Source organism: Mycobacterium sp. SMC-13 (assembly GCF_045311035.1).
GTDB lineage: Bacteria > Actinomycetota > Actinomycetes > Mycobacteriales > Mycobacteriaceae > Mycobacterium.
Genome location: NZ_JBJIAI010000006.1, coordinates 230,026 through 250,578, shown reverse-complemented (window position 1 = coordinate 250,578; position 20,553 = coordinate 230,026). Strand labels below are relative to the sequence as shown.

14 protein-coding genes are annotated in these 20,553 nt (G+C 65.9%); 6 read left to right on the top strand and 8 right to left on the bottom strand.

Annotated features, from left to right (window positions below; translation table 11 throughout):
• Nucleotides 1-20 precede the first annotated feature (20 nt).
• The 4 genes from ACJH6I_RS11750 to ACJH6I_RS11735 all read left to right on the top strand — a co-directional run bounded on the left by ACJH6I_RS11750 (nucleotide 21) and on the right by ACJH6I_RS11735 (nucleotide 5,926).
• On the top strand, nucleotides 21-3,215 hold the full coding sequence (locus ACJH6I_RS11750) for an arabinosyltransferase domain-containing protein (protein ID WP_244872734.1): 3,195 nt from the start codon (nucleotides 21-23) through the stop codon (nucleotides 3,213-3,215).
• A 183-nt stretch (nucleotides 3,216-3,398) separates the two neighbouring features.
• Nucleotides 3,399-4,199 carry a DeoR/GlpR family DNA-binding transcription regulator gene (locus ACJH6I_RS11745; RefSeq protein ID WP_212807507.1) on the top strand — a complete coding sequence of 267 codons (801 nt, stop codon included), beginning with the start codon at nucleotides 3,399-3,401 and terminating at the stop codon, nucleotides 4,197-4,199.
• A 78-nt stretch (nucleotides 4,200-4,277) separates the two neighbouring features.
• Entirely contained in the window at nucleotides 4,278-5,516 is a 1,239-nt protein-coding gene (gene glgC, locus ACJH6I_RS11740; RefSeq protein ID WP_212807509.1) for a glucose-1-phosphate adenylyltransferase, read from the top strand.
• A gap of 53 nt (nucleotides 5,517-5,569) precedes the next feature.
• Entirely contained in the window at nucleotides 5,570-5,926 is a 357-nt protein-coding gene (locus ACJH6I_RS11735) for a WhiB family transcriptional regulator (protein ID WP_371824588.1), read from the top strand.
• 31 nt (nucleotides 5,927-5,957) lie between these two features.
• Here the strand turns inward: ACJH6I_RS11735 and ACJH6I_RS11730 are convergent, their stop codons facing one another.
• Complete coding sequence (locus ACJH6I_RS11730) at nucleotides 5,958-6,872, bottom strand: LysR family transcriptional regulator (protein WP_318983975.1); 915 nt, start codon at nucleotides 6,870-6,872, stop codon at nucleotides 5,958-5,960.
• A 58-nt stretch (nucleotides 6,873-6,930) separates the two neighbouring features.
• Here ACJH6I_RS11730 and ACJH6I_RS11725 point away from each other — a divergent pair, with 58 nt between their 5' ends.
• The gene (locus ACJH6I_RS11725) at nucleotides 6,931-7,695 is read left to right on the top strand and encodes an SDR family NAD(P)-dependent oxidoreductase (protein ID WP_318983976.1); all 765 of its coding nucleotides are present in this window, start codon (nucleotides 6,931-6,933) and stop codon (nucleotides 7,693-7,695) included.
• A 13-nt stretch (nucleotides 7,696-7,708) separates the two neighbouring features.
• Here the strand turns inward: ACJH6I_RS11725 and ACJH6I_RS11720 are convergent, their stop codons facing one another.
• The 5 genes from ACJH6I_RS11720 to ACJH6I_RS11700 form a co-directional block, all read right to left on the bottom strand.
• Nucleotides 7,709-9,106 (bottom strand): nitrate/nitrite transporter, encoded by a 1,398-nt coding sequence (locus tag ACJH6I_RS11720; RefSeq protein ID WP_318983977.1) that lies wholly within the window; start codon nucleotides 9,104-9,106, stop codon nucleotides 7,709-7,711.
• Between the two features lie 173 nt (nucleotides 9,107-9,279).
• Nucleotides 9,280-10,023, bottom strand: coding sequence for a respiratory nitrate reductase subunit gamma (narI, locus tag ACJH6I_RS11715; RefSeq protein ID WP_318983978.1), 744 nt, complete (start codon nucleotides 10,021-10,023; stop codon nucleotides 9,280-9,282).
• Nucleotides 10,020-10,706 carry a nitrate reductase molybdenum cofactor assembly chaperone gene (gene narJ / locus ACJH6I_RS11710; protein ID WP_318983979.1) on the bottom strand — a complete coding sequence of 229 codons (687 nt, stop codon included), beginning with the start codon at nucleotides 10,704-10,706 and terminating at the stop codon, nucleotides 10,020-10,022. Before narJ ends, narI begins: the two co-directional genes overlap by 4 nt.
• Nucleotides 10,703-12,298, bottom strand: coding sequence for a nitrate reductase subunit beta (gene narH / locus ACJH6I_RS11705; protein WP_406784090.1), 1,596 nt, complete (start codon nucleotides 12,296-12,298; stop codon nucleotides 10,703-10,705). Before narH ends, narJ begins: the two co-directional genes overlap by 4 nt.
• A 12-nt stretch (nucleotides 12,299-12,310) precedes the next feature.
• Nucleotides 12,311-15,976 (bottom strand): nitrate reductase subunit alpha, encoded by a 3,666-nt coding sequence (locus tag ACJH6I_RS11700; RefSeq protein WP_406784112.1) that lies wholly within the window; start codon nucleotides 15,974-15,976, stop codon nucleotides 12,311-12,313.
• A 557-nt stretch (nucleotides 15,977-16,533) separates the two neighbouring features.
• Here ACJH6I_RS11700 and ACJH6I_RS11695 point away from each other — a divergent pair.
• The gene (locus tag ACJH6I_RS11695; RefSeq protein WP_318983982.1) at nucleotides 16,534-17,772 is read left to right on the top strand and encodes a DUF222 domain-containing protein; all 1,239 of its coding nucleotides are present in this window, start codon (nucleotides 16,534-16,536) and stop codon (nucleotides 17,770-17,772) included.
• Nucleotides 17,773-17,889: 117 nt separating this feature from the next.
• On the opposite strand, the gene ACJH6I_RS11690 is transcribed toward ACJH6I_RS11695, so the two are convergent.
• On the bottom strand, nucleotides 17,890-18,816 hold the full coding sequence (locus ACJH6I_RS11690) for an alpha/beta fold hydrolase (RefSeq protein WP_318983983.1): 927 nt from the start codon (nucleotides 18,814-18,816) through the stop codon (nucleotides 17,890-17,892).
• 157 nt (nucleotides 18,817-18,973) lie between these two features.
• A complete protein-coding gene (locus ACJH6I_RS11685) occupies nucleotides 18,974-20,548 on the bottom strand; it encodes an acyl-CoA carboxylase subunit beta (protein WP_212807528.1) in 1,575 nt (524 codons plus the stop codon).
• Nucleotides 20,549-20,553 lie beyond the last annotated feature (5 nt).

Sequence of the window (20,553 nt, the reverse complement as noted above, 5' to 3'; positions counted from 1 at the left end):
AGCCCGATCAGGGTCTTCCGATGACCGGGACGGGAATGAACGCACAGCAAGTCAAGGTCACCCGCTGGGTGGCCATCGTCGCGGGCCTGATCGGCTTCGTGCTGTCGGCACTGACGCCGCTGCTGCCGGTGGTGCAGACGACAGCGCAGCTGAACTGGCCGCAACAGGGCCAGTTCGGCAACGTGACGGCGCCGCTGATCTCGCAGACGCCGGTGACGATGACGGCGACCATCCCGTGCGACGTGCTGCGGACGCTGCCGCCCTCGGGCGGGCTGGTGTTCGGCACGGTACCCAAGGACGGCAAGCAGGCCGCACTGAACGGCCTGCTGGTCAACGTGTCCAGCAGCCGCGTCGACATCACCGACCGCAACGTGGTGATCGCCAGCGTGCCGCGACTGAAAGCCATTGGTAATCCCGGTTGTTCGCGCATCGAGATCATCTCCGACAAGAACGGCACCTTCGCGACGTTCGTCGGGCTGACCGGCACCGACGGCAAGGAACTGCGCACCGGGTTCGCCGACCCGAACCTGCGGCCCACCGTCGTCGGCATCTTCACCGACCTCAAGGGCGCTGCTCCGCAGGGACTTTCGGTGTCCGCCACCATCGACACCCGGTTCATCAACCGGCCGACCATCATCAAGTACACCGCCATGTTCGGCGGCATCGCGGCGACCATCGTTGCGCTGCTGGCACTTTGGCGGCTGGACCGCCTCGACGGACGTCGCATGCAGCGCCTCATCCCGAGCCGCTGGCGGACCTTCAACATCGTCGACGGCGTCGTGATCGGCGGGTTCCTGCTGTGGCATGTGCTGGGCGCCGGGTCATCTGACGACGGCTACATCCTGGGCATGGCGCGCGTCGCGCCGCATGCGCAGTACATGATCAACTACTTCCGCTGGTTCGGTAGCCCCGAGGATCCGTTCGGCTGGTACTACAACGTGCTGGCCCTGATGACGCACGTCAGCGACGCCAGCATCTGGATCCGCCTGCCGGACTTGATCTGTGCGCTGATCTGCTGGCTATTGCTGTCCCGCGAGGTGCTCCCCCGCCTCGGACCCGCAGTCGTGGGCAGCAAGGCCGCCATGTGGGCCGCGGGCCTGGTCCTGATGGCCGCGTGGATGCCGTTCGACAACGGCCTGCGCCCCGAAGGCCAGATCGCCACTGGCGCCCTGATCACCTACGTCCTGATCGAACGTGCCATCGGCACCAGCCGGCTGACCCCGGCGGCGCTCGCCATCATCAGTGCGGCGTTCACCCTCGGGATCCAGCCGACCGGCCTGATCGCCGTGGCGGCGCTGCTCGCCGGTGGCCGACCGATTCTGCGCATCCTGGTGAAGCGGCGCCGCGAGGTCGGCACCTGGCCGCTGGTGCTCCCACTGCTGGCCGCCGGTTTCGTCGTCCTCACCGTGGTGTTCGTCAACCAGACCGCGGCAGGCGTGTTGGAGGCCACCAGGATTCGCACCGCGATCGGCCCGAGCCAGGCGTGGTACACCGAGAACCTTCGGTACTACTACCTGTTCCTGCCGACGGTCGACGGCTCGATGACCCGGCGCTTCGGCTTCCTGTTGGCCGCGCTGAGCCTGTTCACGTCGATGTTCATGATCCTGCGGCGCAAGCGGGTTCCCGGTATCGCCCGCGGACCGGTGTGGCGCCTGATGGGCATCATCTTCGCCACCATGTTCTGCCTGATGTTCACCCCGACCAAGTGGGTGCACCACTTCGGCCTGTTCGCGGCCGTGGGCGCCGCGATGGCCGCGGTGGCCACCGTGCTGGTGTCGCGGTCGGTACTGAAGTCGGCGCGCAACCGCATGGCCGTCACCTCGGCGGTGCTGTTCCTGCTGGCGCTGGTTTCGGCCACCACCAACGGCTGGTGGTACGTGTCCAGTTACGGTGTGCCGTTCAACAACGACATGGTCGCTGTCGGCGGAATCAAGCTCAGCACAATCTTTTTGGTGCTGTTCGTGATCACCGCGGTGTGGGCGTTCTGGCTGCACTTCAACAGCGACCGTCCCGAAGGCCGCCTCACCCGGCTGGTCACGGCGGCCCCGATTCCCCTGGCCGCCGCGTTCATGGTGGTGGTGTGCGTGGCATCGATGGCGATCGGCGCGGTGCGCGAGTACCCGACGTACTCGAACCTGGCGAGCAATCTGCGGGCGCTCAAGGGTGGCTGCGGACTGGCCGACAACGTGCTGGTCGAGCCGGATTCGAACGCCGGCTTCCTGACGCCGCAGCCCGGTGAGTACGGGCCGCTCGGCGCGCTGGGCGGCGTGGGCCCCGTCGGCTTCACCCCCAATGGCGTGCCGGATCGTATTGTCGCCGAGGCAATTCGGCAGGACTTCCCGATGCCGGGCACCGACGCCGACTGGGACGCCGCGACGAAGCTCAAGACACCGGGTATCAACGGATCGACGGTGCCGCTGCCCTACGGCTTGGACCCCGCGCGGGTGCCGGTCGCCGGCACGTACATCACCGGCCCGCACTCGCAGGCCAAGCTGACGTCGGCCTGGTACGGCCTGCCGGCCGCCGACGCCGCGCATCCGCTCGTGGTCGTCACGGCCGCCGGCACCATCACCGGCTACAGCTCGCTCAAGGGCCGCACCGAGGGTCAGACCGTCGAGCTGGAGTACGGCCGCACCGGCCCCGACGGGCACCCCGTCGCCGGCGGACGCGTCGCGCCCTACGACATCGGCCCCACGCCGTCGTGGCGCAACCTGCGCTTCGACCGTCGCGAGATTCCGGCCGACGCCACCTACGTCCGCGTTGTGGCGGTGAACCTTTCGCTCAACGAGGGCGACTGGATCGCCGTCACCCCGCCGCGCGTGCCCGAGCTCAAGACCGTCGAGCAGTTCATCGGCAAGACCCAGCCGGTGCTGATGGACTGGGCTGTCGGCCTGGCGTTCCCGTGTCAGCAGCCGATGCTGGTGCGCAACGGCGTGACCGAGGTGCCGAAGTTCCGCATCACACCGGACTACACCGCCAAGAAGCAGGACACCGACACCTGGCAGGACGGCATCAACGGCGGCCTGCTGGGCATCACCGACGTGCTGCTGAAGGCCCACGTGATGTCGACGTACCTGTCCGACGACTGGGGCCGGGACTGGGGCTCGCTGCGTCAGTTCACGACCGTCGTCGACGCGACGACGGCCGAGCTGGACCTGGGCACCGCGGTCCACAGCGGGCTGTGGTCACCGGGGAAGATGCGGATCAAGCCCTAGCTCACTGCGCCGGATGGCCAGTTGTCACACGCTTTCGTCGGAAAGCTGTGATGACTGGCCATTCGGCGTTTGTGGGTATGCCCGTCTGATGGCGCGCCGAGGCGCCCTTGACAGATTCCCAATAAAACACAATCATTAGCAATCAAATCCAAGTGTTGCAGATCACAGATCGAGGGAGGTGTCGTGGCATCCACAGGACCCGCCTCCCGCGATGCTGCGGGCGCTCTCTACGCCGACCAGCGCAAACAGCAGCTACTCGAGATGCTTCGCCGCGATGGTCGAATCGACGCCGCCCGGACGGCGTTGGAGCTCGGCGTGACGGGCGAGACCATCCGCAAGGACCTCATCCTGCTGGAGCGCCAGGGCCTGTTGCGGCGGGTGCACGGTGGCGCGGTACGCGTCGACTACCTCCCCTACGAACCTGCCGTCGAGACCCGGACCGAGTTCCTCGCCGAGAAGGCCCGCATCGCCAAGGCCGCGCTCGCACATCTTCCGGAACGTGGATCGGTTCTGATCGACGCCGGGTCCACCACCGCGCAGCTGGTCGAGCAGTTTCCCGGCGACCGCGAACTCACCGTGTACACCAACTCGTTGACGCAGGCACTGACCCTGCTCAACCGGCCACTGCTGACGGTCTACACATTGGGCGGCCGGGTCCGGTCGAAGACCTTTGCCGAGGTGGACGATTGGGCGGCCCGCGCGCTCGCCGAGATCAACGTCGACGTCGCCTTCCTGGGCGCCAACGGCATCAGCATCGACCGCGGGCTCACCACCCCCGCCCCGTCTGAAGCCGCCGTGAAACGACGCATGCTCGCGTGCGCACACCGCCGCATCCTGCTCGCCGACCACAGCAAGTTCGGGGCCGTCAGCGGCGCCCAGTACGGCCGGCTGGAAGACATCCAGCTGCTGATCACCGACACCGGCGTCGACAGCCGGCAACTCTCCGAGCTTTCCGCCGCCGGCGTGACCGTGGAGCAGGCGTGATATCTGCCGCCAACGCAACAACTTTCGCCAATCCATGAGTTCACCAGCCGTCGCCCGCTGCCCAGAAGGAGAATGCACATGGCCGATCCGAAAATCCTCGGTCTGGTCCTGGCCGGAGGCGAAGGCAAACGGCTGTCCCCACTGACACTCGACCGAGCCAAGCCCGCGGTGCCGTTCGCCGGACTGTACCGACTCGTCGACTTCGCGCTCTCGAATCTGGTCAACGCCGGCGTACTGCGGATCGCCGTCCTCACGCAGTACAAGAGCCACAGCCTCGATCGCCACATCACCACGACGTGGCGAATGAGCAGCCTGCTCGGCAACTACGTGACTCCCGTACCCGCCCAACAGCGTCTGGGCCCGCAGTGGTACACGGGTTCGGCCAACGCCATCCACCAGTCACTGAACCTCATTCACGACGAAAAGCCCGATCTCGTTGCGGTTTTCGGCGCCGATCACGTGTACCGCATGGACCCGCGGCAGATGATCAAGCAGCACCTCGACGGTGGCGCCGGCGCCACCGTCGCCGGAATCCGGGTGCCGCGTGGCGAGGCGAGTGCCTTCGGCGTGATCAAAACCGCGGGCGACGGACGGCAGGTCGAGGCGTTCCTGGAGAAACCCAGCGACCCGCCGGGCCTACCCGACGCCCCCGACGAATCGTTCGTCTCGATGGGCAACTATGTCTTCTCGACCGAGGTACTCATCGATGCGCTACATGCCGACGCCGCCGACGAGTTCAGCAAGCACGACATGGGTGGCGACATCATGCCGATGATGGTCGAACAGGGCCGCGCCCAGGTCTACGACTTTCAGAGCAACCAGGTCCCGGGCACCCATGCCGAGAACAGCGGTTACTGGCGCGACGTCGGAACGTTGGACTCCTACTACGACTCCCACATGGACCTGTGCGCCGTGGTCCCGGCTTTCGACTTGTACAACAGCGCGTGGCCGATCCTGACGCACATTCCGCCCCACCCACCGGCGAAGTTCGTCCACGATGATGGCGACCGGGTCGGCCGCGCCGTCAACAGCGTCATCTCCAACGGCGTGATCATCTCCGGCGCGCTGGTCCGAGAATCGGTCCTGTCACCTGGTGTTCGCGTCGAGGAGCACGCCACGGTGGACCGCTCGGTGATCCTGGACAACACCGTGATCGGCGCACATGCCTTGGTCCGCAACGCCATTGTCGACAAGAACGTCGTGATTCCGGCCGGCGCCCAGGTCGGCGTCGACAAGGAGCATGACAGGGCACGCGGCTTCGTCATCTCCGACGGCGGGGTGACGGTCGTCGGTAAAGGCCAACGGGTCACCGCATGACCAACAACCGAGTAGGAAGCAGGAGGTAGAACATGATCGGGAAGCGAACCGCGTTGCCACTGCCCGCACCGGCGATCCGGCCGGTGGCCGACGAATGGGAATGGCAGGAGTCTGCCCGTTGCCGCTCAATGGATTCCAGCGTCTTCTTTCACCCCGACAACGAACGGGGCCGGGCGCGTAGACAACGCGAACAACGCGCCAAAGAGATTTGTCGCCAATGTCCGGTGAAGGCCCCGTGCGCCGCCTTTGCACTGCTGTCCGGCGAGCCGTACGGCATCTGGGGTGGCGTATCTGAATCCGAACGTCTTGCTGCGCTGGGTATTTCAGATCCGCGCGCGGCCGGAAACCTGAGTACGTCGAAGCGCCGGGAGGCCCGACGCGCCGGACTGGCTGCTGCGAGCGGTGAATAGGAATAGCGCCACACCGCCGGGAACACTGAACTCACTCGTGGTCGGTGACGGCACTGCGCACGCACTCCCGCAGCCACTGGTGGCGACGATCGAGTTCGAACGCAGGATGCCAGATCATCCGGTAGGGCATCGTCGCGATCTCGGCCGGCGCGGGCAGCAGGCGTAGTTCAGAGCCGGCGATCCAAGCGTCGACAAATCGACCGGGAAGTGTTGCCACCAAATCGGTTCCATGAAGCATCGGAAGCGTCGCGGTGTGATACGGCACCGTGACCACCGCCCGGCGGACCCTGCCCAGCTCCGCGATGCGGTAATCGATATCGGGCTGCACCCCATCCGCCACGTCCACGACCACGTGGCCGAACTCGAGATACTCCTCAAGGGTTATCGCGCCTCGCGCCGCCAGCGGATGCCCTTCGGATACAACGCACTTGAAGTGCTCGGTGACGAGCTGAGTGGCGTTCAGATCGTCCGGCGTGTGGCCCCCGTAGAGCCCCAGATCGACCGCGCCACGGCGGATCTGATCCTCGATCCCGTCGGGGCGCCAGCTGCGGAAACGTATTGTCGTGCCAGGTGACTGCGATCGGATCAAGCGTGCGATGGCAGGGCCGTAGGTGTGGACAGCGTAGTCACTCCCGGCGATGTGGACCGGCTGCGTTGACGCGCCGGGATCGAACTCCGCTGGCGCCAGGAGGGTTTCGAGCAGCGGTATCAGCGTGGTGAGCTGGCGGTGAATGTCCTCGGCACGGGCCGACAGCCGGAATCCGTCCGGATCGCGAACGAGCAGCGGGTCATCGAGCAGTCTGCGCAGCCGCTGCAGGGCGCGGCTCATGGCAGGTTGGCTGAGCCCGATTCGGGACGCAGCGCGCGATACCTGCCGTTCCTCGAGCAGTGCGACCAATGGTGTCAGCAGATTCAAGTCTGCCCGCTCGGTATGCGTCGTGAGCATAGCGAATATCATAGATATGCATGTGACAAATGGTCGGTGCGCGAGCAGGCTTGGAGCCATGAAGATTTCCGGCAACACCATTTTCATCCCGGGTGCCACGAGCGGCATCGGGCTCGCGTTGGCAATCGCCCTGCGGGACAAAGGAAACAACGTCATCATCGGCGGCCGCCGCGAACAGCTGCTCCGCCAGATCACCGCCGAACATCCCGGGATCGATGCGGTCCGTATCGACACCGCGGACCCCGACAGCATCCAAGCCGTGGCCACTCAGGTGCTGGCCGAGCATCCCGATGTGAACGTGGTGATCACCATGGCCGGGGTGATGAAGATCGAAGACTGGCACGCACCGGAGAGCTTCCTGGCTGCGGCAGAAACGACCATCAACACCAACGTGCTGGGCACGATCCGGCTCATCGCCGCATTCATCGAACATCTGCAGACCCAACCCGCTGCCACTGTCATCACCGTGTCGTCAGGCCTGGGATTCACTCCGCTGAAGGTGACTCCGAGCTACAACGCCTCCAAAGCTGCCATCCACCTGCTGACCGAGACGCTGCGGCTGCAATTCGCCGGTTCCTCGGTGGAATTCAAGGAACTCCAGCCGCCCGCGGTGCGGACCGACCTGGTGCCCGGGCAGCGCGACAGCGAGTGGGCCATGCCGCTCGAGCAGTTCGTGAGCGAAGTCGTCGCGATCCTCGAGAACCAGCCGGCTGCCGATGAGATTCAGGTCGAGAACGTCAAGTTCTTACGTTATGCCGAAGTGCGCGGTGAGTACGACCATGCGGTGGCCGTTCTCAACTCGGCCGACCCGCACAGCAACTGACCGGACGGCCGACTCAGGCCACGCCGACCGCTTCGGCCGGCTGGGCGGGTTCGATCACAGGCAGCGGGGTCCGGATGTAGCGCGTCCAGGTCAGCGTCAGGGCGGCGATGTAGAAGGTGACGAACACCCAGAACGCCGCGGTGGCAGAACCACTGGACAGGTAGGACTGCCGCAACGCCAGGTTGATGCCCACGCCTCCCAGCGCGCCGATGGCACCGGCGAAGCCGATGAGGGCGCCGGACATCCCGCGGGACCAGTTCTGCCGGTCGATCTTGCTGCCCACCACCGAGTGGCTGCGGGCCTCGAAGATCGACGGGATCATCTTGTACACCGAACCGTTGCCGATACCCGACAGGATGAACAGCGCGACGAAGCCGACGATGAAGCCGGTCAGGGTGGCCGCGTCGACGGCACCGCCAGTGTGGTCGTGGTAGGTCGACACCGAAATCAGCAGTGCGCCAAACACGATCATGCCGGCGAAGGCTGCCACGGTCACGCGAGCACCGCCGATGCGGTCGGCGAGCTTCCCGCCGTAGACCCGGGCCACCGAACCGAGCAGCGGACCCACGAACGCGATCTGAGCCGCGTGCAGCGCCGCCTGCGCGGCACTCTGGCCACCCGCGACGAAGTTGATCTGCAGGACCTGGCTGAAGGCGAACGAGAAGCCGATGAACGAGCCGAACGTCCCGATGTACAGGAAAGCGATGCTCCAGGTGTCCGGCTCGGTCAGGATGGCACGCATCGCCCCGGAGTCGATTCGGTGCTGTGCAAGGTTGTTCATGAACAAAGCGGCACCGATCGCGGCGACAGCCAACAGGACAAGGTAGATCGCGCACACCCAGTGGGGTGCGCGGTTACCCGCCACGGCGATCACCAGCAGGCCCACCACCTGAATGGCCGGCACACCGAGATTGCCTCCGCCGGCGTTGATTCCGAGCGCCCAGCCCTTGAGTCGCTGCGGGTAGAACGCGTTGATGTTGGTCATCGACGACGCGAAGTTGCCACCACCGAGGCCGGCGAGTGCCGCACACACGAGATACGGCCACAACGGAAGCCCCGGATGCGCCAGCAGCCACATGCTGCCCAGCGTCGGAACGAAGAGCACGAGCGCGGAGAAGACGGTCCAGTTGCGGCCACCGAAGGTCGCGGTCGCCATCGTGTACGGGATGCGCAGGCAGCCACCCACGAGAGTCGCGGTGGCGGCCAGCAGGAACTTGTCCCCGGCGGTGAAGCCGTACACGGACTGCGGCATGAACAACACCATGACCGACCACATGGTCCAGACCGAGAGCCCGATGTGCTCCGCGATCACCGACCAGATCAGGTTCCGCCGGGCGACATTCTTGTTACCGGCCTCCCAGGCAACGATGTCTTCGGGGTCCCAGTCAGTAATGGTTCGAGATCGAAACATGTTGCAAACATAGAATTTTCATGTTTCCCCGAGGCTCCGAGCGATGACCCGGCGGTGACAATTCACTCACCCGCAGGCGGGTCATCGTGTGAGGCGTCTCAAACGCCGAACGTGAAGTAGATGACCAAGATTCGGCGATTTCTCGCTCTTGACGTTCGGCACAGCAGCAGGATCTAGACCCAGCGACTGCGAGGAGGCGGCGCCTGCGGCGTCACCCAGGCCTTCGCGTACCGACTGTTGCTGGCGCGCTGCGGGTCCCGGCTGCGGTAGACGACGTACGGCCGCACCAGGTACCCGACCGGGGCGCTGAACATGTGCACCAGCCGCGTGTAGGGCCAGATACCGAAAAGCGTCAGGACGATGAGCACGTGCACCTGGAAGGACAGGGGCGCTGTCGACATCAATTCGGGCGTCGGGTGCGGAGTGAAAAGACTCCGTAGCCAAGGGGATACGGTCTCCCGGTAGTTGTATGCCGACACCACGTTGCCCAGGGTGTTGACCATGCCGGTGACCAGTGCGCCGACCAGCAGCAGGTACATGAGCTTGTCACTGACGGTGGTGGCAGCGCGTACGGCGGGCACCTTCGTACGGCGGTACAACAGGATGGCGGCGCCGGCGATCACCGCGAACCCCGCCGGCGCACCCATCCCGATCGCCATCAGGTGATAGGTGTGTTCGGAAATGCCGATCGCCGAAGTCCACGATTCCGGGATGAGCAGGCCGACTACGTGTCCGCCCAGCACGCCGAGGATGCCGAAGTGGAACAGTGGGCTGCCGAGCCGCAGCAGTCGGCTCTCGTAGATCTGCGATGACCTTGTGGTCCAGCCGAATTGGTCGGTCCGGTAGCGCCAGATGTGCCCCAACACGAACGACGTGAAGGCGATGTACGGCAACGTCATCCACAAGAGGTTGGTCATCGTCTGCCTCCAGTCATGGCGGGATCCATCATCATCGGATCCATGCCGAACGGATCCAGGCCGACGTCCTCCTCTGGCGGGCCGTCGGCGGCGAGTTCAGTGATGCGCCGGCGATCGGCGGTGTTGATCGGCGGCAGGGTCGCCAGGACCGCGGCCAGCAGAGCGGCATATGGAGAACCGCTGTCCTGCAACGACAGCCGCAACAGCTCGAGAACCGGCACGTGCTCGGCCAGGAGTCGTTCGCCGCGCGCCTGGTCGACGGTGGCGGCGAATTCGAGCACCAGCGGCAGGTAGTCGGGCAGCTCTTCGTCGCCGATGGTGATGTCCGCCTGCCGATAGGCGTGCTTGAACCGCAGCAGCGCCATCCCTCTCTTGCGGGTGTCGCCGTAGGCGTAATACGTCAGGTGCAGGCTCGTCCGTCGGCGCATGTCGAACGTCTCGACGTACCGGGTGGCGCGCTCGGTGGCGTTGGTCTCGCAGAAGTACCACAGGAAGTCGGTCACGTGAGTGCGGATCGGCTCCGGCAGTTCACCTGCGGCAGCAGCCAGTTCGTCGGTGAGGGCGCATGTTTCGGCGGTCGGGTAGTCGAGCAACAGCGCCGTGATGCGCCACACCAGCCGTTGCTGGTGCTCGGACAGGTCCGGACCGGTCGCCGTCCGGCGCCCCAGGGACAGGAGCTTCATCGGCTCGGCACCAGTCCGTCGGGACTGCGGCCGTCCCAGCTGAGCAGGTTGACCCGCGTCGGATCGTCCTTCGGCACAGCACTGTTGGTGTCGACGAGGTGGAACTTGTCAGCCATCGCGTCGAAGGCCGACATTCCCGGACCACCGTCACCGTCGAGGCTGCAGCCGGTGGCGATCGCGTCGAGTCGGTGCGCGTCGGAACCCGCACCGCTCGGAATGACGTATCGGTCTTGGTATTTGGCGATGGCCAGCAGCCGGTACATCGACTCGATCTCCTCGCCGGTGAGTCGCACCGACTCGGGAATGGTCTCGTCGAACTCCTCGCCGAGGTTCGCCGACCGCATGTAGGCGCGCATGGCGGCCAGTCGCTGTAAGGCCGCCCGGACGGGCCCGACCTCCCCCGCGGTGAACAGCTCGGCGAGGTACTCGATCGGGATCCGCAGCGTGTCGATGGCGCCGAACAGGTTGTTCTTGTTCTCGCCGTCGTGGCCGGTTTCCTTGAGGATGTCCACCACCGGCGACAGCGGAGGGACGTACCAGACCATCGGCATGGTGCGGTATTCCGGGTGCAACGGCAGCGCCACCTGGTAATCGACGATCAGCCGGTAGACCGGTGAATTCTGCGCAGCCTCAATCCATTCGGGCGAGATGCCGGCTCGCTCGGCCTCGGCGACCACGCGCGGGTCGTGCGGGTTGAGGAACACCCCGAGCTGCGACGGATACAGGTCCTTTTCATCGGTGACCGACGCCGCTTCCAGCACCTTGTCGGCGTCGTAGAGCATCACACCGATGTACCGCAGCCGGCCGACGCACGTCTCGGAGCAGACCGTCGGGATACCCACCTCGACACGGGGGTAACAGAAGGTGCACTTCTCGGCCTTGCCGGTCTTGTGGTTGAAGTAGATCTTCTTGTACGGGCAGCCGGTGACGCACTGGCGCCAGCCGCGGCACTTGTCCTGATCCACCAGGACGATGCCGTCCTCGGCACGCTTGTAGATGGCGCCCGACGGGCACGCCGCGGCACAGGCCGGGTTCAGGCAGTGCTCGCAGATCCGCGGCAGGTAGAACATGAACGTCTGCTCGAATTCGAGCTTGACCTTCTGGCTGACCTCTTCGACCTTGGCCAGCAACGGATCCCGGCCCACCTGCTCGGGTCCGCCGCCGAGATCGTCGTCCCAGTTGGCGCCCCAGGTGACCTTGGTGTCCTGCCCGGTGATCAGCGACTTGGGCCGGGCCACGGGCGTCGTGTCCATCAATGGCGACGACAGCAGGTTGTCGTAGTCGTACGTCCACGGGTCATAGTAGTCGCTGACCGTGGGCAGGTCCGGATTGGCGAAGATGTTCAGCAGCCGCTTGAACCGCGAGCCCGATCTGAGCGTGAGCTTGCCGCGCTTGTTGAGCGTCCACCCGCCCTTCCAGCGCTCCTGGTCCTGGTACTGGCGCGGATAGCCCTGCCCGGGGCGGGTTTCCACATTGTTGAACCAGACGTACTCGACACCGCTGCGGTTGGTCCACGCCTGCTTGCAGGTGACGCTGCAGGTGTGACAGCCGATGCACTTGTCGAGGTTCATCACCATCGCAAGTTGCGCCATGACTCTCATAGGTCAGTACTCCACTTCTTGCGAACGGCGACGGATCGTCGTCACCTCGTCGCGCTGATTACCCGTGGGGCCGTGGTAGTTCAGTGCGAAGGACTGCTGGGCATAGCCGCCGATCAAGTGCGTGGGCTTGATCATGATGCGGGTCAGGGCGTTGTGAATACCGCCGCGCTTGCCGGTCTTCTCGGTACGCGGCACGTCGACCGCCTTGTCCTGGGCGTGGTACATGAAGACCAGGCCCTCGGGCATCCGGTGGCTGACGATCGCGCGCGCGTTCACCACACCGTTGCGGTTGGTGCACTCGATCCAGTCGTTGTCCTTCACCCCGATCTTGGCGGCGTCGACATCCGACATCCAGATCGCCTGTCCACCACGGGAAAGCGTGAGCATGTACAGGTTGTCCTGGTACGCCGAGTGGATGGACCACTTGGAGTGCGGTGTCAGGTAGCGGACGGTGATGCCACCACTGGTGTCACCGACGGCCGGCTCGTCGAACAATGCGGTCATGTCCAACGGCGGGCGGAACGTCGGCAACTGCTCCCCCATCTCGTCCATCCAGTCGTGGTCGAGATAGAAGTGCTGGCGCCCGGTGAGGGTGTGCCACGGCTTGAGCCGCTCGGTGTTGATGGTGAAAGGTGAATAGCGCCGGCCACCGGTTTCGGACCCCGACCACTCCGGCGAGGTGTTGACCGGCATGGGCCGGGACTGGGTGTCCGCGAAGGTGATTCGCTTGCCTTCGTTCTCGGCGGCCAGGTCGACGAGTTCGGTTCCCGTCCGACGCTGCAGGGCCTCAAAGCCCTCCACCGCCAGGCGGCCGTTGGTGGTGCCGGACAGCGCGAGGATGGCTTCGGCCGCGTGCGTGTCCTTGGCCAGCGACGGCCGTCCCGCCGCGACGCCACGATCGGACACTCCGTTGACGCCGGCCAGGTACTCGACTTCGGCATCGGGGTGGGTGGTGACGCCCTTGACCGTCAGACCCAGCGTTTCGACGAGGGGGCCGAGCGCGGCCATCTTGTCGGCCAGCGCCGGGTAGTCGCGTTCCACCGTCACCAGGCGCGGCATGGTCTTTCCCGGAATCGGTTCGCATTCGCCGGCTTTCCAGTCCAGAACCTTTCCGCCGGGCTGGGCGGTGGCGTCGGAGCTGTCGTGGGCCAGCGGCATCGCGACGATGTCCTTGCGCTTACCCAGGTGCTTCTCGGCGAGCCAGGAGAAGCCGCGGGCGATCCGGTGAAAGGCGTCGAAGTCGGTCTTGGTTTCCCACGGCGGCGAGATGGCCGGCGAGAAGGCGTGGACGAAAGGATGCATGTCGGTACTCGAGAGGTCGTGCTTCTCGTACCACGTCGCGGCCGGGAGCACGATGTCCGAGTACAGCGTCGTGCTGGTGTTGCGGAAGTCCAAGGACAGCAGCAGATCCAGCTTCCCTGCCGGTGCCTCGTCGCGCCAGCGCACATCCTGCGGATGTACGCCGTCCTCATCGCTGGCCGCCACGTTGTTGTCGGCGCCCAGCAGGTGCTTGAGGAAGTACTCGTTGCCTTTCGCCGACGAGCCCAGCAGGTTCGACCGCCACACCGTCAGGCAGCGCGGGAAATTCTCCGGAGCATCCGGGTCCTCGCAGGCGAACTGCAGGTGCCCGGACTTCAGGCCGTCCAGTACATGCTGTGCAGCGTCCTTGCCCTGACGCTCGGCTTCGTCGGCCAGATCCAGCGGATTACGGTTGAACGTCGGGTAACTCGGCATCCACCCCAGCCGGCTCGCGAGAGCGATGTTGTCCGCCGCGGTGCGGCCCGCCAGCATGCCGGTGGCGAGCGGTGAGGTCATCGGCTCGGTGGTGAACCTGTCGTAGCGCCACTGGTCGGTGGCCAGGTACCAGAAAACGGTGCCCTGCATCTGGCGCGGTGCCCGCTGCCAGTCCAGCCCGAATGCCAGTGTCCCCCAGCCTGTTACCGGACGACACTTCTCCTGGCCGACGTAGTGTGCCCAGCCGCCGCCGTTGACGCCCTGACAGCCGGTGAGCATCACAAGAGACAGGAACGAGCGGTAGATCTGATCCGAATGGAACCAGTGATTCGTGCCGGCACCCATGAGGATCATCGAGCGGCCTTTGGAACGCTCTGCGTTGTCGGCGAATTCGCGCGCGATACGCTCCGCGGCCTGCGCCGGCACGCCGGTGATGGCCTGCTGCCACGCCGGGGTGTACGGCTCGGTGGCGTCGTCGTAGCCGGTGGGCCAAGTGCCCGGCAGACCGTCACGGGCCACGCCGTACTGGGCAAGCATGAGGTCGAAGACCGTGGTGACACGCTGTCCCGCAACGATTCTGGTCGGGACGCCGCGCTCCAGGACGCCGGGCTGGTCGGTATCGAACCGAGGGAGTGCAACGGTAGCGACATCATTGGCGCCACCGTGCAGCGTGAGGAGGGGGTCGACCCCCTGCAGGTCCAGGTTCCATTTTCCTTCACCGGAGGCGGTGAAGCGATGGCCCAGGGACCCGTTCGGCACCACCGGGGCGCCGTCGGCGTCGAGCAGTACCGGCTTGGAGACCGCGGCTTCCGTGTCCGCGTGTTCGCCGCCGAGATCCGCTGCGGTGAGGAACTTTCCGGGCACCAACCGGCCGTCGCGCTCGGTCAGAGCGACCAGGAACGGCAGGTCGGTGTACTTCTTGACGTAGTCGGTGAAGTACGGGGTGTTCTTCTCGACGAAGAACTCCTTGAGGATGACGTGGCCCATCGACATCGCGAGCGCGGCGTCGGTACCCGGGTGGGCCGGCAGCCATTCGTCGGCGAACTTGGTGTTGTCGGCGTAATCCGGCGACACCACAACGACTTTCTGGCCGCGGTAGCGCGCCTCGGTCATGTAGTGCGCGTCGGGCGTGCGCGTGACGGGGACGTTCGAGCCCCACATGATCAGATAGCCGGCGTCGAACCAGTCGGCGGATTCGGGGACGTCGGTCTGGTCACCGAACACCTGCGGCGATGCCACCGGCAGGTCGGCGTACCAGTCGTAGAACGACAGCATCGACCCGCCCATGAGCGAAATGAACCGTGCCCCAACGGCATGACTCACCATCGACATGGCGGGGATCGGTGAGAAGCCCGCGACACGGTCCGGGCCGTAGGTCTTGACGGTGTAGACGTGGGCGGCCGCGGCGATCTCGGCGGCCTCCCACCACTCGGCGCGGACGAAGCCGCCGCGGCCGCGCGCCGACTTGTAGGCCTTGGCCTTCACCGGGTCCTCGACGACGTCGGCCCAGGCCAGCACCGGGTCCTGCAACCGTTCCTTGGCTTCGCGGTAGTAGTCGAGCAGGAGACCCCGGACGTACGGATAACGCACGCGCGCAGGCGAATACGTGTACCAGGAGAAGGACGCGCCACGAGGGCAGCCGCGCGGCTCGTATTCGGGCTTGTCGGCGCCGATCGACGGGTAGTCGGTTTGTTGCGACTCCCAGGTGATCACGCCGTCCTTGACGTAGATCTTCCACGAGCACGAACCGGTGCAGTTGACGCCATGCGTGGAGCGCACCACCTTGTCGTGGGCCCAGCGGTCGCGATAGAAGTCGTCCGCCGAGCGCCCGCCGACCTTGTGGATCGTGCGCTGGTCCCCGGAGATCTCGCCGCGGTGAAAGTACTTGGACAGTCGCAACAACGCATCGCCGGACGTCGCCGGGCTTCCTGCCAACTCGGCCACAAAGCCCTCCTTTCGAGCCGTCGAAACATGAGGCTAGAACCGGCCGAACGACTGTCAAAAGAACGCACAGAACCCCTCTGAGCCTGTGCGACCGCGTTAACAGGGCTGTCATGTCCTGAAACAGACGCGATTTCGGCATCGTGGTTTCTACCTGCGAAGATTCGCCCGTCAGGACTGACGCGCAGCAGCCGGTGTGCGTCACCCGTCACATTGCCGCGGCCGTGCGCCCCGGATTTCTTATCAGCGCGGTAACAAACCGGAGGCGGTGCCCGGAACGGTAGATCCCCTTCCACAGACAACCCTCACGCGCGATTCCGCCGCCTACAAAATCGACGTACACCACGCCTTCGGACGGGCTCTGGCCATCACCGCCGGGCGAGTCAACCATCATCACCGGCCTACTCGGTGAGGTCCTCGCCGAATACACCGACCCGCACCCGGCCTACGCCCGGCAACCGTCGGCCGCGCTCGCCGGTGTCCTGAGACCTCACCACAAAAATGCGAAAACCCACCGTTGCGAGTCGAACATATGTTCGATATAGTGTGTTATGGGAATCGCACCGGAACTCACCACCAGCCTCGACACCCTCCGCGGCGTGCAGGTCCCCGACGACATGCCCGCGGGCGACATTCTGGAGGCGCTGCCGTACGTGGTGAAGCTGCGCAATGTGATCGATCATCTGGCAGCGATGGTGACCGGGGTGCTGGATCGCCGCGGGGTCGCGGCCGCGCAGGGACGGACGTCGCGGGAGGTGTTGATGGCGTTGGGGTGTGCCCCGTCGGTGGCACAGCGACTGGTGCGTGTCGGCGGCGCGTTGCCAATGTTGCCGACCCTCGCTGCGCACGCTCGCGATGGGGCGATCTCCGGTGAGCATGTGGATGCGATCGTCAAAGGCATCAACCACATCCAAGCCCGCGCACCCGGTGAGGTGGACGAGGAGACCCGGTTCGCGCAGGTGACCGATCTGTTGGGGCAGTTCTTCTCCGGCGCCACCCCCGCAGACATCGACAAACGCGCCCGCCGGCTGGGCAACCGGGTCGCCGCCGCCGAAGGGGGCCTGCCGGCCGCCGAGGATCGGTCGGTCAACACCGTCGAGCACCGCGTCACCTCCGATGGTCGGGTGCAGGTGCGCGCGGACTTGGACGTGGAGGTGGGCGCCAAGCTGGTCGCAGCGATCGAGGAACACTCGGCACCGCGGCCAGAACCCGACGGCACCCCCGACACCCGCACGGCGGGCAGGCGGCGGGCCGACGCGCTGGAAGCGGTGCTGGACATCGCCGCCCGCGGCGGCGACACCGCGTCCGCGCCGCGCACCCAACTGCTGATCACCGTGCCCGCCGACGCCCCCGACCTGGCCACACTGGAATTCATCGGATCGATCAGCACCATGACCCTGGAACGAATCTGCTGCGACACCACCGTCACCACCATGATCGTCGACGGCGAACACGTACCCCTCGATATGGGGCGCGAGAAACGCCTGTTCCCGGCGCACCTACGCAAAGCGCTCTATCACCGCGATGAATGCTGCATCAAATGCGGCGCCCCACCCGGACGCACCCACGCCCACCACATCATCCACTGGACCCACCACGGTGAGACCTCACTAGCCAACGGCTGCCTGCTGTGCCCAGCCTGCCACGCCAACGTCCACCACGACGGCTGGGACGTCGTCATGGGCCTGGACAAACACCCCTGGCTCATCCCACCCGCGGCCGTCGACCCACACCGAAAACCCATCCCCGCATACAACCGCCGCACCATGCACCTCGACACAGCCGCCTAACACGCAAAGCATTGCGCACCTTGACAACTCAATAGAGAACCTGGCCCTCATGTTCGCGCGGCGGGTCGAATTCGCATCCGCCGCGCGAACATCACGGCTCGCCAATTTCGGCAGCGCCTAGGGTGTCCCGATGAAGTCGACGCCGGCGGTGATCGCCGGGCGATGCCGCAGAATCCGGTAGTGGGCCAGCCGGCCCAGGCCCTTCGTGGTCTCGAGCCGCGCGCCAGGCCACACCTCTGCGATCTCGACACTGGACGAGTAGGGGCTGTCCGGATCATCCGGATCGTGGATGAGCAGTAGCGGCCGGTCGCCGGCGTATTTGGCCGACGCGGTGATGTCGGTGCCCAGCAGCGGCATGCCGAGCCGTCGGTCCAGGCGCCGGTGCAGGCGGTCCCGGATCCGCGGCCCGAAGTTGTGGCGTTCGGCGAAAGCGTCCAGGTACCAGGTGAAGTCGCCCATCGGGGCGAGGAACACCAAGCGCCCCGTCTGCGCACCGCGCGCCGCGGCCAGCGCCGCCGCCTTTGCACCCAGCGAATGACCGACTACGGCGTGCGCCGGCCCGTGCTGAGCGATGACGGCCCGCACTGCTTCCGCGCACTCGACGATGGTGGTGCGGCCCGGCGCCAGTGCCCCCGGCTCCGAATCGTGGTGGCTGGGGAGGTCGAACGCGATGACCCGATACCCCGCCGCGACAAGGGGTTTGACGAAAACCGCCATGTGCGCCCGGCACCCGCCCCAGCCGTGTACCAGGTAGACCAACGGGCCCGAACCCCACGACTGCCCGGCAATGCGGTGGCCGTCCCACGCCGCTTCAAACGGCGTGCTGTCCGGCAGACCGGGCGGCATCTTGGTGCTCAGGTCGACGTCCGGAACCGTGCACCACAATTCGGTGGCCCAGCGAGCTCCGATCGCGGGCGCGAACCGCTCCAGCCACCAGAAGGCCCGGCGCGTTCGGGCCGGGACCGGGGGGAGCACACCGGCATCGGTGTCGGTCACCGCTTCGCCGTTTCGAGCCTGACCGGCACGCGATTCCGTCAATGCCATGCGTCAACCACCTTGGTACGAAGAGTGTCATCCTGCGACGACCGTCGCTGACGGTCTGGCACTACCCACGACGGCCCCATCGCAAACATCGGCCACCAGACGCAAATGTCCCCCAAACACTGTGTGTCGGGGGACATTTGAGTCAGCTCGCGCGAGATCAGAGTGGCGTCAGGCCGTGCTTGCGGGCGATGCGGTCGTGCTTCTGCTTGTCGCGCAACAACTTCAGCGACTTGCGCAGCAGCAGCCGGGACTCGTGCGGCTGGATCACGGCATCGATGTAGCCACGTTCTGCCGCGGTCCACGGAATCGCCATGTTGGCGTTGTAGCCCTCGATGAAGTCCGCCTTGATCTTCTGCACCTCGGGCGCATTCGGATCGGGGAAGCGCTTCACCAGCAGCTGCGCCGCACCCTGGGCACCGATCACCGCGATGCGTGCGGTCGGCCAGGCGAAGTTGAGGTCGGCCGACAGCTGCTTCGAGCCCATGACGGCGTAACCACCGCCGTAGGCCTTACGGATCACGAACGTCACCTTCGGCACGTCGGCCTCGACGATGGCGTTGAAGAAGCGGCCACCGCGCTTGATGATGCCGCCGGTCTCCTCGGCGACACCCGGCAGGGCGCCGGGGGTGTCGACGACGAAAACCAAAGGCAGGTTGAAGGAGTCGCAGAACCGGATGAACCCGGCCGCCTTGTCGGAGGCCTCGTTACCGATGGCGCCCGCCATGAACAGCGGCTGGTTGGCGATGACGCCGACCGGCCGGCCGTCGACCCGCGCGAACGCGGTGATCATCTCCGGAGCGCGCTGTTCGGCGATCTCGAAGATGTCGCCGTCGTCGAACATGCGGAGCAGGATGTCCATCATGTCGTAGCCGGCGTTGTCGGCGTCCGGCACGATCTTGTCCAGCTCGAAGTCGCTGGGCGTCAGCTCCGGCTCCAGGCCCGGGTTGACGATCGGCGGGTCGTCCCAGGTGTTGGCAGGCAGGAAGCTCAGGTAGTCGCGGACGTACTGGAAGGCGGCGGCCTCGTCCTCGACGACCTTGTGGATGTTGCCGCGCTGCGCCTGGACATCCGCGCCACCGAGCTCGTCGAACGTCACGTCCTCGCCGGTGACGTCCTTGATGACGTCCGGGCCGGTGATGAACATGTAGCCCTGATCGCGCACGGCCACCAACAGGTCGGTCTGGATCGGCGAGTACACCGCACCACCGGCGCACTTGCCGAGGATGATCGAGATCTCCGGCACCGTGCCGCGCAGCATCTCGTGGCGGCGGCCGAGCTCGGCGTACCAGGCCAGCGAGGTGACGGCGTCCTGGATGCGGGCACCCGCGGAGTCGTTGATGCCGATGATCGGGCAGCCGACCATGGCCACCCACTCCATCAGCTTGGCGACCTTGCGGCCGAACATCTCGCCGACCGAGCCCTGGAACACCGTCTGGTCATGGCTGAACACCGCGACCGGACGGCCGTCGATGGTGGCGTGGCCGGTCACCACACCGTCGCCGTACAGCGCGTTCGGGTCGCCGGGCGTCTTGGCGAGCGCGCCGATCTCGAAGAAGCTGCCCGGGTCGACGAGCGCGTGGATGCGGGCGCGGGCCGACGGAATGCCCTTCTTGTCGCGCCGCGCCTTGGCCTTCTCGTCACCGGGATCGGCTGCCAGCTCCAGCTTTCGGCGAAGCTCTGCGAGCTTCTCTGCCGTCGTGGCAGGGCTGCGCTGTTCGGTAACTTCAGTCACGGTTC

What these genes read in the sequence shown, in the direction of transcription:
- ACJH6I_RS11750 (WP_244872734.1), top strand. Translation starts at nt 21, where the DNA reads ATGACCGGGACGGGAATGAACGCACAGCAAGTCAAGGTCACCCGCTGG.
- glgC (WP_212807509.1), top strand. Translation starts at nt 4,278, where the DNA reads ATGGCCGATCCGAAAATCCTCGGTCTGGTCCTGGCCGGAGGCGAAGGC.
- ACJH6I_RS11730 (WP_318983975.1), bottom strand. Translation starts at nt 6,872, where the DNA reads ATGCTCACGACGCATACCGAGCGGGCAGACTTGAATCTGCTGACACCA.
- ACJH6I_RS11725 (WP_318983976.1), top strand. Translation starts at nt 6,931, where the DNA reads ATGAAGATTTCCGGCAACACCATTTTCATCCCGGGTGCCACGAGCGGC.
- ACJH6I_RS11720 (WP_318983977.1), bottom strand. Translation starts at nt 9,106, where the DNA reads ATGTTTCGATCTCGAACCATTACTGACTGGGACCCCGAAGACATCGTT.
- narI (WP_318983978.1), bottom strand. Translation starts at nt 10,023, where the DNA reads ATGACCAACCTCTTGTGGATGACGTTGCCGTACATCGCCTTCACGTCG.
- narJ (WP_318983979.1), bottom strand. Translation starts at nt 10,706, where the DNA reads ATGAAGCTCCTGTCCCTGGGGCGCCGGACGGCGACCGGTCCGGACCTG.
- narH (WP_406784090.1), bottom strand. Translation starts at nt 12,298, where the DNA reads ATGGCGCAACTTGCGATGGTGATGAACCTCGACAAGTGCATCGGCTGT.
- ACJH6I_RS11695 (WP_318983982.1), top strand. Translation starts at nt 16,534, where the DNA reads ATGGGAATCGCACCGGAACTCACCACCAGCCTCGACACCCTCCGCGGC.
- ACJH6I_RS11690 (WP_318983983.1), bottom strand. Translation starts at nt 18,816, where the DNA reads ATGGCATTGACGGAATCGCGTGCCGGTCAGGCTCGAAACGGCGAAGCG.